At 40.3% G+C, this 13,899-nt stretch carries 13 protein-coding genes; 2 read left to right on the top strand and 11 right to left on the bottom strand.

The window, feature by feature from the left end:
* Positions 1–3: 3 nt before the first annotated feature.
* Positions 4–1,926, bottom strand: coding sequence for a threonine--tRNA ligase (gene thrS, locus AW165_RS06955; RefSeq protein WP_002117224.1), 1,923 nt, complete (start codon positions 1,924–1,926; stop codon positions 4–6).
* Positions 1,927–2,317: 391 nt separating this feature from the next.
* Between thrS and AW165_RS06950 the strand changes: the two genes are divergently transcribed.
* The gene (locus AW165_RS06950; RefSeq protein ID WP_060465332.1) at positions 2,318–3,955 is read left to right on the top strand and encodes an acyl-CoA synthetase; all 1,638 of its coding nucleotides are present in this window, start codon (positions 2,318–2,320) and stop codon (positions 3,953–3,955) included.
* 48 nt (positions 3,956–4,003) lie between these two features.
* Here the strand turns inward: AW165_RS06950 and yjgA are convergent, their stop codons facing one another.
* The 9 genes from yjgA to mazG all read right to left on the bottom strand — a co-directional run bounded on the left by yjgA (position 4,004) and on the right by mazG (position 10,638).
* A complete protein-coding gene (gene yjgA / locus AW165_RS06945; protein WP_019767969.1) occupies positions 4,004–4,540 on the bottom strand; it encodes a ribosome biogenesis factor YjgA in 537 nt (178 codons plus the stop codon).
* 2 nt (positions 4,541–4,542) lie between these two features.
* The gene (locus tag AW165_RS06940; protein ID WP_000567533.1) at positions 4,543–4,812 is read right to left on the bottom strand and encodes an HPr family phosphocarrier protein; all 270 of its coding nucleotides are present in this window, start codon (positions 4,810–4,812) and stop codon (positions 4,543–4,545) included.
* Positions 4,809–5,660 carry an RNase adapter RapZ gene (gene rapZ / locus AW165_RS06935; RefSeq protein ID WP_002117179.1) on the bottom strand — a complete coding sequence of 284 codons (852 nt, stop codon included), beginning with the start codon at positions 5,658–5,660 and terminating at the stop codon, positions 4,809–4,811. The genes AW165_RS06940 and rapZ overlap by 4 nt, the downstream gene beginning before the upstream one ends.
* A 23-nt stretch (positions 5,661–5,683) precedes the next feature.
* Positions 5,684–6,532, bottom strand: coding sequence for a pantoate--beta-alanine ligase (gene panC / locus AW165_RS06930; protein ID WP_057069916.1), 849 nt, complete (start codon positions 6,530–6,532; stop codon positions 5,684–5,686).
* A gap of 3 nt (positions 6,533–6,535) precedes the next feature.
* The gene (gene panB, locus AW165_RS06925) at positions 6,536–7,345 is read right to left on the bottom strand and encodes a 3-methyl-2-oxobutanoate hydroxymethyltransferase (RefSeq protein WP_002117298.1); all 810 of its coding nucleotides are present in this window, start codon (positions 7,343–7,345) and stop codon (positions 6,536–6,538) included.
* Positions 7,346–7,390: 45 nt separating this feature from the next.
* Positions 7,391–7,873 carry a 2-amino-4-hydroxy-6-hydroxymethyldihydropteridine diphosphokinase gene (gene folK, locus AW165_RS06920; protein ID WP_002117282.1) on the bottom strand — a complete coding sequence of 161 codons (483 nt, stop codon included), beginning with the start codon at positions 7,871–7,873 and terminating at the stop codon, positions 7,391–7,393.
* The gene (gene pcnB / locus AW165_RS06915) at positions 7,870–9,333 is read right to left on the bottom strand and encodes a polynucleotide adenylyltransferase PcnB (RefSeq protein ID WP_002117192.1); all 1,464 of its coding nucleotides are present in this window, start codon (positions 9,331–9,333) and stop codon (positions 7,870–7,872) included. Before pcnB ends, folK begins: the two co-directional genes overlap by 4 nt.
* A gap of 125 nt (positions 9,334–9,458) precedes the next feature.
* Positions 9,459–9,863: a ComEA family DNA-binding protein gene (locus tag AW165_RS06910; protein WP_060465331.1), complete on the bottom strand. Its 405-nt coding sequence runs from the start codon at positions 9,861–9,863 to the stop codon at positions 9,459–9,461.
* On the bottom strand, positions 9,832–10,638 hold the full coding sequence (gene mazG / locus AW165_RS06905; RefSeq protein ID WP_060465330.1) for a nucleoside triphosphate pyrophosphohydrolase: 807 nt from the start codon (positions 10,636–10,638) through the stop codon (positions 9,832–9,834). The genes AW165_RS06910 and mazG overlap by 32 nt, the downstream gene beginning before the upstream one ends.
* 112 nt (positions 10,639–10,750) lie before the next feature.
* Here mazG and AW165_RS06900 point away from each other — a divergent pair, with 112 nt between their 5' ends.
* Positions 10,751–11,524, top strand: coding sequence for an SDR family oxidoreductase (locus AW165_RS06900; RefSeq protein WP_005079004.1), 774 nt, complete (start codon positions 10,751–10,753; stop codon positions 11,522–11,524).
* 46 nt (positions 11,525–11,570) lie between these two features.
* Here the strand turns inward: AW165_RS06900 and AW165_RS06895 are convergent, their stop codons facing one another.
* Positions 11,571–13,877: a RelA/SpoT family protein gene (locus AW165_RS06895; RefSeq protein WP_002117181.1), complete on the bottom strand. Its 2,307-nt coding sequence runs from the start codon at positions 13,875–13,877 to the stop codon at positions 11,571–11,573.
* Positions 13,878–13,899: the final 22 nt, after the last annotated feature.

Below are 13,899 nucleotides of genomic sequence, written 5' to 3'. Positions count from 1 at the left end.
TTCTTACTCCACAATATACCGGCCACGTTCGGCGACGGCAGACTTCACTAAGTCAATGAATGCATCTACTGACATAGTACCTAAATTTTTTCCTGAGCGGGTACGCACATTCACTGTACCTTCTTCAACTTCTCGATCACCAAGAACTAATAGGTAAGGAATACGCTCTAGAGTACGCTCACGAATCTTAAATCCGATTTTTTCATTTCTCAAGTCAGAAATAGCACGAAGGCCATTTTCTTTGAGTTTTGCTACGACTTTCTCACAAGCTTCAGCTTGAGAGTCGGTAATATTCATGACACATGCTTGTAACGGCGACAACCAAGGTGGCATGAAACCAGCGTAGTGTTCAATTAGTATACCAATAAAACGCTCAAAACTGCCAAGAATTGCACGATGCAACATCACAGGCTGATCACGATCATTGTCTTCAGTCACATAAGACGCATCTAAGCGTTCTGGCAAGTTGAAGTCACACTGAATAGTACCACACTGCCATACACGTCCGAGACAGTCTTTCAATGAGAATTCAATTTTCGGACCGTAGAACGCGCCTTCACCAGGTTGTAATTCCCATTCAAGACCCGCTGCATCTAAAGCATCTGCTAAAGATTTTTCAGCCATATCCCAAAGTGCATCATCACCCACACGTTTTTCTGGACGTGTAGAAAGTTTCATTTGCACTTCTTCAAAACCAAAATCTTTATAAACTTCTAAAGTCAGCTTAATAAAGTCAGCAACTTCTTGACCGATCTGTTCTTTAGTACAGAAGATGTGCGCGTCATCTTGTGTAAAGCCACGTACACGCATAATGCCGTGTAAAGAACCTGATGGTTCGTTACGATGACAAGAACCAAACTCTGCTAAACGAATCGGTAAATCACGGTAAGACTTCAAACCTTGGTTGAACACTTGCACGTGACATGGGCAGTTCATTGGCTTAACGGCATAGTTACGATTTTCAGAATGAGTCGTAAACATGTTGTCAGCATAGTTCGCCGCATGACCTGATTTTTCCCACAGTGTAAAATCTACAATTTGTGGTGTTTTAATCTCAAGGTAACCGTTGTCTTGCTGAACTTTACGCATGTATTGTTCAAGTACTTGGTAAATCGTCCAGCCATTTGGATGCCAGAACACCATACCCGGCGCTTCTTCTTGCATATGGAACAAGTCTAAAGCTTTACCAATTTTACGATGGTCACGCTTTTCAGCTTCTTCGATACGTTTGATGTATGCAGCGAGCTGTTTTTTGTCTGCCCAAGCTGTACCATAAATACGTTGAAGCTGTTCGTTCTTCGCATCACCACGCCAGTATGCACCAGAGATTTTAGTGAGCTTGAACGATTTTAAGAATTTGGTATTCGGTACGTGTGGACCACGACACATATCCAAATAATCTTGATGGTAGTACAAGCCCATTTGTGTTTCTTCAGGCATGTCTGCAATCAAGCGTAATTTATATTCTTCGCCACGCGCAGTAAATTCAGCAATAACTTCATCACGCGGTGTCATTTTTTTAACGACATCGTAATCTTGATCGATGAGCTTTTTCATACGCTCTTCGATAGCTGCCATATCATCCAAGGTAAAAGGACGTGGCATCCAGATGTCGTAGTAAAAACCTTCTTCAATGACTGGACCAATCACCATCTTGGCTTCCGGGAAAAGCTGTTTAACAGCATGCCCTACAAGGTGTGCACAAGAATGGCGAATAATTTCAAGACCTTCCTCATCTTTTGGAGTGATAATTTGTAAGGTCGAATCTTCGGTAATTAAGTCACATGCATCAACTAAGCGATCATTTACACGGCCAGCAACAGTATTTTTTGCTAGACCAGGCCCAATACTTTGGGCAACTTCCATAACAGATACAGCGTGATCAAAACTCTTTTGATCGCCATTTGGCAATGTGATAATTGGCATAAAAAAATCCTTAAGGAGTGATGCCCTATACGAAGGAGCATTTCACCGCGAGATTATGATCGAGGCGAACCTCAAAATATAAAAACGGTGTAAATCAAAGTTAAAAACCTGAAAGATTTTACACTTGTTCAAGCAATGTGAAAACCTTTGAGTCCATAAAATCATAAATACATTTTGCTTATCGCGTAAACAGCAATAAATGACTTAAAAATATATTGAGATGATTTTTAAACATGTTTAACACAAGTGGTTTAAGATGAAGAAAATAGCATTTCTGCTCATTTTTTGACTGGAGGGTATCGCTCTTTAAGACTAAAGCATAGATGCTTTGATTAATATTAAATCATATGTTCAAAGAATGAATTAAAAATAGAACACGGAGTTGTTTCACATGGTTAGTGCTTATGATGAGTTACCACGCACACCCGCAAACTTTGTTGCGTTATCACCTCTACGCTACCTAGAGCGTGCGGCTTATATTTACCCAGATCAAGCTTCAATTATTCATGGTAAGCGCCAAATTTCATGGAAAGAAACTTATCAGCGCTGCTGTCAATTTGCATCTCAGCTCAAGCAACTGGGAATTGAGAAAAATGATACGGTATCTGTCTTATTGCCAAATATTCCAGCCATGATTGAAGCACATTTTGCAGTTCCTATGGCGGGTGCGGTACTTAATACCCTCAATACACGTTTAGATGCAAAAACAATCGCTTTCATGTTGGAACATGCTGAAAGTAAAGTGCTGTTGGTTGATCCTGAATTTGTGAATTTGGCAAGAGAAGCCCTCTCACTTATTCCTAACCAGCACATTATTGTAATTGATGTAGCCGATACAGAATATGAAGGTGAAAATCAGTTTTTAGGTTCTTTTGAATATGAAGAATGGATCGCTCAAGGCGACATTAACTTCTCTTGGCATTTACCAGAAGATGAATGGGATGCGATTAGCTTAAATTACACATCTGGAACTACAGGTAATCCTAAAGGTGTGGTCTATCATCATCGCGGGGCTTATCTTAATGCTGCAAGCAATATCTTGGCTTGTGGAATGAAACCGCGTGCTGTGTATTTATGGACACTACCCCTCTTTCATTGCAATGGCTGGTGTTTTGCATGGAGCATAGCAGCAAGTGGTGGAACCAATATTTGTTTACGCAAAGTCGATCCAGAATTAGTCATGCAATTGATTGCAGCCCATAAAGTTGATTATTTCTGTGGTGCGCCTATTGTTCTTTCAATGATTCTTAACTTACCTCAAGAAAAACAAACGAACTTTGATCACCATGTTGAAGTCATGGTTGCCGGGGCAGCTCCACCTGTTGCCATTATTGAAGGGATGCGAAACATGGGGATTAACGTAAACCATGTATATGGCTTAACAGAAACTTATGGACCTTCTGCCCTATGTGCTTCTCAATCTGGATGGAATGAGCTATCAATTGCTGAACAAGCCCAACTTCATTCCCGTCAAGGCGTACCCTACCCGTTGCAAGACAGCATGCGTGTGTTAGATCCCGAGACTATGGAACCTGTGCCTAATGATGGTCAAACCATGGGAGAAATCATGTTCCGTGGCAATATTGTCATGAAAGGCTATTTAAAGAACCCTAAAGCAACTCAAGAAGCCTTTGCTGGCGGATGGTTTCACACGGGCGACCTAGCCGTTTGCCACCCAGATGGTTATGCAAAAATTACTGATCGTTCGAAGGACATCATTATTTCAGGTGGAGAAAACATTTCATCTTTAGAAGTAGAAGATGTTTTGTATAAACATCCTGCAGTATTAACCGCTGCGGTAGTCGCTAAACCCGATGCACGTTGGCAAGAAGTACCATGCGCGTTTATTGAGTTAAAGATGGGTACTACAGCAACACCTGAAGAGATTATTGCACATTGCCAAAAAGAGTTAGCGCGCTTTAAAGTGCCTAAAGATGTAGTTATTACTGAAATTCCAAAGACATCGACAGGTAAATTACAGAAATTCATTTTGCGCGAATGGGCAAAAGAACGAGCTGAAAATATATAAATAAAAAAAGCGACGCCTTGAGCGTCGCTTTTTACTATTGAAGAGCAATTAGCCTTGATCAGACAATAAGGCAATTTGCTGCACATAGTTAACAAATTTACCTTTTGATGCCTCAAGCTCTGCTTCACTCACTTCTTGAGTCTTATCACGCTTGATTCTCAACACATGCTGACGCAATGTGTGACGTTCCGATGCATTATAAATTTTACTAAATTCATTAATTGCAGGGTCACCTTGTTCGATCATACGATCAACCCAACGCATCAATTGAGCCTGTTTTTTTGCGCCTTGCTGCGGAGTTAAATAAGACAAAATAACTGTCTCATCTTCATTACGTAATAATTTACCAATACGTTGAAACTGACGACGACGAGCTTCAAAAGAACTAATATTCTGTACTTCCATTAACGCATCAATTAAACGTTCATCAACTGGGAGTTTTTGAATCTGTTTAATAGAAAGTTGTGCTAACTGCTCACCTAAAGCAGCCATACGTTGAACTGCTTTTTTCTGCTCTGTCTTACTTGCACGTCCTTCTAAAGAGCCAAAATCTTCTTCAGTATAACGTTGGGGACGACGTGCCACGATTAATCTGCCTCATAAAATTTTGCGGCGAATAACGCCTGTACTTCATTTAATGCCTGCTCTTCGTCGGTACCATCAATGACCAATCGCAAAGTGGTCCCTTTACCTGCACCTAACATCAGCAAAGACATAATATTTTTTGCATCTACTAAATGATCGCCTTTTCCAATTTGGATCGACGAACGAAATTTTGTAGTGACCTCTATCAGTTTTCCTGATGCACGAGCATGTAAACCGAGTTTATTAATTACATCAACAGTTGTGTCTATCATGACCAGTGCTTCATTTCTCTGTGTAAGACCTGAACAGACCATTCTGCCTCAAGTGCTTGTTTTAGTCTATCTACGATATAAACGGAACGATGTTGACCACCAGTACAACCAATAGAAATCGTCATATAGTGACGATGTCCTTCAGCAAATGCTGGAAGCCATTTTTTTAAGAAGTGAAGAATATCATCAAACATTTCGTTTGCTTGCGGACTTGCTTCTAAAAATAGTCTTACTGGCTCATCCAAACCAGAAAAACGTCTCAATTCTAAATCCCAATGCGGATTTGGTAAATGCCGTACATCAAAAACATAATCAGCATCTAAAGGAATGCCATGTTTATATCCAAATGACTGCAATATCACGATGAGCTTATCTGACTGCCCCAATTTAGACAGTAAAATATGCTTTAGATCATGAACACTTTTATCTGTTGTATCAATATGAACCGTAGCGCGGAACTGAATTGGGAGCAGTAACTGCTTTTCTTCATGAATACATTGCAACAGACTTTTAAAACGATTGGCCAATGGATGCGGACGACGTGATGCACTAAAACGTGCGATCAAATCCTGATCTTGCGTAGTCAGATAAATCACATCAACTGTGCCATGTTTTTGTAGTTGCTCAAAAACATGGTCGAACTCTTGCATATCTGCACGAGTGCTTCGAACATCCACACCTAATGCCAATTGCTCTAGGTTATTTTCATGATCTAGCTTTGCAACAATTTCGGGCAGCAATGCCAAAGGCAAATTATCAATACAGTAATAGCCCAAATCTTCTAACACTTGGAGAGCTGAAGATTTTCCTGAACCAGACTGTCCTGTCACGATAAGTATACGCTTCATGGCATGGCTGTCCTTTGATCTGTTTATTGGGGTGTAAAGGCAACTTCTAAATTATCAATCAAACGAGTTGCACCCAATTTTGCCGCGATGAACAACACAATATCACGATCAAACCGAGTAGCAGGTAACAGATTTGACTGACGAGCTTCGACATAATCCACAACAAACCCATTATCTGTCAACTGAGTTTTGATATCTTCTAAAACTTGTTGTAGATCTTTGCCTTGATGTAACTGCTGCTCAGCTTGCTTTAAACTTTGATAAATAACCGGAGCGACCTGACGTTGCTCTGGACTTAAATAACCATTTCTTGAACTAAGAGCTAAGCCATCTGCTGCACGAACAATTGGCACACCAATTACTTCTAGCGGGATATTTAAATCTTGTACAAACTGGCGAATCACTGCTAACTGTTGGTAATCTTTTTGACCAAAGAAAGCATAGTTAGGTTGCACAATATTAAAGAGTTTGGTGACCACCAAAGCTACGCCATCAAAATGCCCAGGACGTGAACTACCACATAAAGCATCAGTAATTTGGCTAACACTTATATTGGTTAAACGTGGCTGAGTACCGTACATTTGCTCGACTGATGGTGCAAAAATAATGTCACAACCAACATCGGCTAATAGACGACTATCTTGTTCTAAAGTACGAGGATAGTTGTCAAAATCTTCACCCGGTCCAAATTGAGTTGGATTTACGAAGATACTAACAACCACAACATCACATAACTTTTTCGCTTCACGAACAAGTGTGAGATGTCCTTCATGTAGATTTCCCATTGTTGGGACAAAACCAATAATTTTACGCGCAGCTCTAGCAGGATTTAAAGAAGCTGCAAGACCTTGTATGGTGGTTTCTGTTTTCATGAATTACAGCTCAACGTGGAAAGTATGTTCTTTGGCTGGAAATGACTGGTCCTGCACAGCAGCATGAAAAGCTTTAAAAGCATCTAGGATTGCTGTTTCACCAGATTGTTCTTTCATAAAGTTACGGACAAAACGCGCAACTCGACCAAAAGTTAAACCCAACATGTCCTGTACCACAAGTACCTGACCATCAGTCGCATTACCCGCACCAATACCAATCACAGGTGTATTTGGAAATAGTTCGGCAATTTCCTGTCCTAACTGAGCAGGAACACATTCAAGCAATAGAACTGCCGCACCCGCTTCAACCACTGCCGTACAGTCAGCAATAAGTTGATCAGCTGCTTCACGTGTTTTAGCTTGTAATTTGTAACCACCAAATACGTGTACAGATTGAGGAGTTAAACCTAAATGTACACATACAGGTACACCATTACGTGTTAACACTTGTACAGTTTCACTTAGCCAAGCGCCGCCTTCGATTTTGATCATCTGAGCACCAGCTTGCATAACTGTTCTTGCATTTTGCAAAGCATCATTTAAGGTGGCATAACTCATAAATGGTAAGTCAGTCATAATCAAAGCATGCTGGTTACCGCGACGCACCGCCGCCGTATGATAAGCCATGTCCTCAACAGTTACAGGTAAAGTTGAGTCACGACCTTGAATTGCCATTCCAAGAGAATCACCAATTAAGATTGTATCAATTTCAGCAAGTTCCATTGCTTTTGCCATACTCGCATCGTAACAAGTTAGACAAGAGAACTTACGTCCTTCGGCTTTAAATTTTCTTAAGTCACTTAGACTAATCATGATGGTATCCTCTACAGGAGTTTGCAGAACGTAATAAGTCAGGTTTTAAGCCCAAGACTCATCAGCAAGTACAGTCAGCGTGGGCTGCTGTATGAGTTCTAAATTTTTAAGTGGCTGATCATTAATATGTAAATCAGCGTCTAAATCTAATAAAGGAATTACAACGAAATCTCGCTCTAGAATTCCAATGTGTGGCACAGTTAAGCGCTCATTTTGAATTTTTTCATCACCATATATAAGCAAATCCAGATCTAAGGTACGCTCTCCCCAACGACGAACGCGTACACGACCAGCTTCTTGCTCAAATCGTTGTAACTGGTCTAACAAATCTAAAGGCATGAGATCTGTATTTAGCTCTGCAACTGCATTTAAATAATTTGGTTGATCTTGAGGCCCCATAGGTGGACTTTGATAAAGTTTAGAAACTTTCACTCCACCTAAAGTTTTAAGCTTAGCAATGGCTTCAGATAAGATTTGGCGCGAATCACCCAAATTACTTCCTAAACCAATATAGGTCTTCGTTGTCATTGCGTTGGCCCAAAAATAACTTGGCTTAAATCGCGTTGTACTCGCTTACGCTTCAAAATCGGATGGTCGCTCATCACCCCAGCTTCTGAAGCAGAGGCTTTTTCAACGAAACGACCCATCGATTGTTCTTGTCGAGCACGTTCTTTTTTCCCACGACGGCTGCGTGGTTCAGGAATATCAACCAAAGGTTCGATTTCCGTCTCAACTTTATTGTTTTCAACAGGTTCAGCAACAGCTTTACGACGGTTTCTAGCTTTCTGACGATTGTACTGGCTAATTGCAGCTTCTTTTTCGTCATTCGACATTTCTTGGTAGGCTTCCCACCAGCTTCCCATTCCTTGTGTTGTGTCATCACCTGACTTTTCACGAAGTAACAAGAAGTCAAAACCAGCACGGAAACGCGCATGTCCAGCCAATGCTTCAATTTGCTGTGGTTTCGGATTAAGCAAACGGGTCTGCATTTCCCAAACTTCACGAATAAAAGTTTCTGCAAAACGAGGAATCACAGTGCGTGTTGCCTGACGTTTTAAGACATCTAAACCAGCTTGTGCACGCGCTTCAGCTGGTACCACACCTTTAGATAAATAAAATTCACAACGCTCTAAAAATGGTTGCCACAATAAGACTGCATAGAAAAATGCAGGGTTAATTGTTTTACCCACTTGAATACGCTGATCTGTATTCTTTGCTGCTCTTAAAATAAATGGAGTGAGGTTAGGCTGAATATCGGCAAAGAGTTGTTTCCAAACACCAAACTCAATCAACATTGGCAAAACACGCGCCAAATGTCCCATTGTAAAGAGCTTCTGAGATTCATCATATAAACGATGAGGAGAAACATCACGCAATAGTTGCGTCATCTCTGCATCAAATATATCGAGAATATCTGAATCAATTTTGAAATTTAACTTGGCTGCAAAACGTAAAGTTCGCAGCATACGCACAGGGTCTTCTTCGAAGCGCTGTGCCGGATCGCCCAATAAACGTAGGGTTTTATTTTTTACATCGTCAATTGCTTTGCAGAAATCAAGCACAATACTCTTACGCGGTTGGTAATATAGCGTATTGATTGAAAAGTCACGGCGAGCAAAGTCTTGTTCGATGGTTCCCCAATTATTGTCACGTAAAATCATGCCTGAAGCACTAGTGACTGCTTTTTTTGGAGGAGCACGGAAAGTTGCAACTTCAATAAGCTCACGCCCTGAATAGACATGTGCTAATTCAAATCGACGGCCAATGATTCGACAACGTCGACCAAAAACTTCTTTAATCTGGGAAGGTGTTGCATTAGTGACTGCATCGAAATCTTTAGGATTAAGCCCTAGCATTAAATCACGGACACCACCCCCAACAATATAAGCTTCATAGCCAGCTTTAGTCAGGCTATCGATCACATCTAAAATCGAAGAAGGAAGTTGGGCTGTGGACAAACCACATTTTGACGCTCGCAAGGTTTGCAAAAGACGCTGTCTCCTACGTCAGGACGTAAATAACAAGTTGTCGCTAATCATAGCTCTAACGCACACAAAGGGCAATTTGATTCTCTGTAGTTTGCGCATGAAATGATAATTGACAGACAGATGATTTATAAAGTCAAACGCGTTTTATTCTTTTCAAAAATGGCTGGACCAATGCCCTTTACGTTTTTAAATTCATCAATATTTTTAAAGCCACCATTCTTTTGACGGTATTCCACAATTGCCTGAGCCTTTTTCTCACCAATACCTTTTAGCTTTTGGAGCTCATCAATATTGGCTTGATTCAAATGAACTTGTCCCGAAGAGTCAGTCATGGCTGAGCTTTTTGGAACACTAGAATGAGAAGCGTGTTGTATGCTCAACTTTTGATCATACATCTGCTGTTTCGCCTTCCACTCCTGAAAATTTTGATCAAAAGATTGAGCCTGAACAAAGTTTGAAGAAATCAGGCTCCAAAATAAAACAATGAAAATGTTGTGCTTATTCTTCCAAAGATTCATGCTGAGCTGCATGTGTTTTTTCCCCTAACTTTAACTGCCGCTTTGCCTGATTCCACAATTCATCCATTTCAGACAGGGTCATGTCCTCTAATGTTCTTTGCTGTTTTTGCGCTTGATCTTCAATAAAAGCAAAACGGCTTCTAAATTTATGTATTGTCGATAAAAGTGATGTTTCACTTGAAATCGCAAGTTTACGTCCAACATTGACTAATGAAAACAGGCAATCTCCAAATTCGTCTTGAATTTCATCAATATTTTGATTTTTTAGGGCCTGCTTAAACTCATCCAACTCTTCTTCTAGTTTTTCATAAGCATCTTCTACCGTTTCGAAATCAAACCCAACCTTAGCTACATTTGCTTGAATTTCTTGTGCCTGTAACAGGGCTGGCCCATGTTTAATTTCATCTAATCTTGATTGCGGCTTGCCTTGTTTTTCTTGTTGCTTAATTTGTTTCCAAAGCTCACTTACTTGTTCTGGTGTTAAAGTATTAAATTGATCTGCCTGAAAAACATGTGGATGGCGGCGTATTAACTTTTCACTTATTGCCTCAACAACATCTTGAAAGTTAAAAGCGCCTTGCTCACTAAACATTTGTGATTGAAACACAACTTGTAATAACAAATCGCCTAGTTCATTTCTAATTTCATTAATATCGCCATGGCGGATGGCCGCCTCGACTTCATACGCCTCTTCAATCGCATATTTAGTCAGTGACATTGGGGTTTGTTGTTGATCCCACGGACATTTTTCACGTAACTCTTGCATGATTTTAAGCAATTTATCCATGGTAACCCTCAAGTTTAAAAAGTCGGTCAGTCAAACTAAGATTTTAATTTGTTATGATCAAAATCAAAGCGATTAAATCAGTCGCACTATTGTACTGACAAAGAGAAAAAAGATGAGATACAGTATTCTGATTAGTGGTGCCGCTCAAGGTATTGGGGCTGAAATTGCACGCGTATTCTACAAACAAGGATATAAAGTAGGCATTTATGATATTAATGAATCGCTTGCTCAGGAACTAGCAAATGACTTAGGGCCAAATGCCCGTGCCGGCTATCTAGATGTAAGTGATTACAGCCAGTGGCAACACATATTAAAAGAATTTACCGAATGGGCTGGTGAACTTAATATTTTGGTAAATAATGCAGGTATTTTATATTCTGGCGCGTTTGAAACGACTGATATTAAAGCTCACCAAAGAACAATAAATATTAATGTAAACGGTGTAATCAATGGCTGTCACGCTGCTCTATCCTATTTAAAGCAAGCGTCTTTTGCACGTGTTATCAACCTCTCTTCAGCTTCTGCAATTTATGGTCAAGCTGATTTGATTTCTTATTCTGCTAGTAAATTTGCAGTTCGCGGAATTACTGAAGGTTTAGATGTGGAATGGAAAAAATATGGTATTCGTGTCTTAGATGTGATGCCGCTATTTGTGCAAACTGCAATGGTTAACAATATGGATGCAGGTACAATTCAAAATATGGGGATAGATTTAACCCCCAATGATATTGCTCAGCAGGTGCTTACGCTTGTAGAGAAAAAGGCTCATTTTTGGACGCCTACTCACACTCCAGTGGGTATAAAAACCAAACTACTTTATCAACTATCAACGTTGAGCCCTCAGTTTCTAAATCGACTCACCAATATTTATTTATCTAGAAAGTAATTTGCAATAAAAAGGCTGTCATTTGACAGCCTTTTTACTTAATTTATTAAACGCCTTGAATCATGCGTCGCGCACTAATGATTCCAGGTTGCTGCTCTAGGCGAGCCAATAAACGAGAAAGCTGCGCTAAACCTTTAACCTCAATGAGCAACTTCATATTAGCAATACCATCTGCCTCAGAAATTGTATTAACCTGACGAATATTGATTTGGTCAGAGAAAATCACTTGAGTTAAGTCTTTAAGAAGACCACGACGATCATAAGCTTCCACCACAATCTGAACGCTTTGACCCCGTGTTGGCTGCATTTCCCAATCAGCTTCAACAGCACGCTCTGGCTCTTGCTTAATCATCCGCTGATAGTCAGAACAAATGACTTTATGGATGCTGACACCACGGTTCAAAGTAATATATCCAGCGATTGATTCACCATGTACCGGCTGACAGCACTGAGCGATGTGCAGCTCTACATTATCTAAACCATCAATTAAAATGCCATGTGCTGATAGCGTATGGCTAGCACGCGGATTTAACGTTGGTTTAAGTACTAGTTCAGGCTCATCCTGATCTAGATGCATTTGGCGGTTCACCTGATTAATCAGGGCATGTAAGCTAATATCGCCACTGACCAAATTCACCAAAATGTCGTCGCCGGTCTTCACATTAAAATGTGATGAATAATCGTTTAGGTCGATACTTTTTGGGTGAATCGCAAGACGAGCCAACTCTTTATTAAGCAGTTCTCGGCCTACTTCAAGATTCTTACTCCGGTCTTGTTGTCTAAACCAATGACGCAACTTGTCACGTGCACGAGAGGTTTTGATATAACCCAGAGAGTTCACCAACCAGTCACGGTTTGGTTCACGATCTTTTTTAGTTAAAATTTCAACCTGCTCACCCGTTTTTAAAGTATAGGTAAGTGGCACATAACGCTGGTTGACCCGCGCTGCATAACACTTATTCCCTACTTCTGTATGCACATGATAGGCAAAATCTAAAACTGTTGAGCCACGCGGCAATTCCTTAATATCACCATCACGACTGAAAACATAAATCTTCTCAAAGCCTTCAAAGTCTTGTAACTGTTCAAAGCCTTCTGTTTCATCTTCGTTTTGATGTACCGTCGTTTCATTACGCTCTTGATAATGTTCTAAAACGGCACGTAATGAATGCAAACGATGGTTAAAAGAATGGTCGGTATTCTTTGAACCTTCTTTATAGTTAAAGTGTGAACATACGCCTAACTCTGCTTCATCATGCATCTCGTGAGTACGAATTTGCACTTCAAGAGATTTGTTTTCAGCAATTACAGCCGTATGCAAAGAACGATAACCATTGGCTTTCGGGTTTGTAATATAGTCATCAAACTGATGCGGAATATGACGCCAGATTTGATGTACGATACCTAAAGAGTGATAGCATTCTGGCACACTATTGACCAACACACGCAAAGCACGAATGTCATAAAGTTGGTCGAAGCTCAGGTTTTTGCTCTTCATTTTTCGATAAATCGAATAAATGTGTTTTGCACGACCTGTAATTTCAGCTTCAATACCGTAAGACGCTAACTCATTTTTCAAACGGTCAATGACGAACTGAATATAATGCTCACGCTCTAAACGCTTTTCGTTGAGTAATGAAGCAATCTCTTTATAGCGATCTGGAGCCAAATAGCGAAATGCTAGATCTTCGAGCTCCCATTTAAGCTGAGCAATACCAAGTCGATGTGCCAACGGCGAATAAATAGTAAGAATTTCACGCGCTACACGTTCTTGGCGTTCACGAGAGGAATTTGCAAGCTCTCGCAAAGAATAAGTACGTTCAGCAAGTTTAATTAAAACAACACGAACATCTTCTGTCACCGAAATCAGCATTTTATAAATGCCGCTTAGATGTTCTCGTTGATTATTATTAAAGTGATCTTCTAACCGTTTATTTTTCTCAATAAGTTCTGAGAGTTTACCCATTGCCAAAGTACCTTTGACAAGGTTGTAAACTTGCTCCCCGAATTTCTGTTTTACTTCTTCTATATCGGTAATGCCTTCACGTACACTACGATAAAGCATTGCTGCTGATAAAGTATCTTCATCTACATGGAGATGTGCCAGAATGTCGGCCATTCCAACGCCTGTAGCAAAAGTATTGGAACGATGATTAACCGTTGAATCTAACTCTTTTTGCAGGGTTAAATGAGCGACTTTTTCAAGTTGTTCAAGCTCCGCCCCATCTAATATTTCACGCACCCGATCCAACCATGAGGCTAAACCGATTTGCGTTTCGGCGGCATGCTCTACAGTCGTTTCCTCTGACAACTCGGTTAGTTGTTCAGGTAACTGTTCACGTACTGTGACCATACCATTCTCCTCAATATGTAAC

It is taken from the genome of Acinetobacter sp. LMB-5, assembly GCF_001541635.1.
Taxonomy (GTDB): domain Bacteria; phylum Pseudomonadota; class Gammaproteobacteria; order Pseudomonadales; family Moraxellaceae; genus Acinetobacter; species Acinetobacter pittii.
This window is presented reverse-complemented; position numbering and strand designations above follow the sequence as displayed.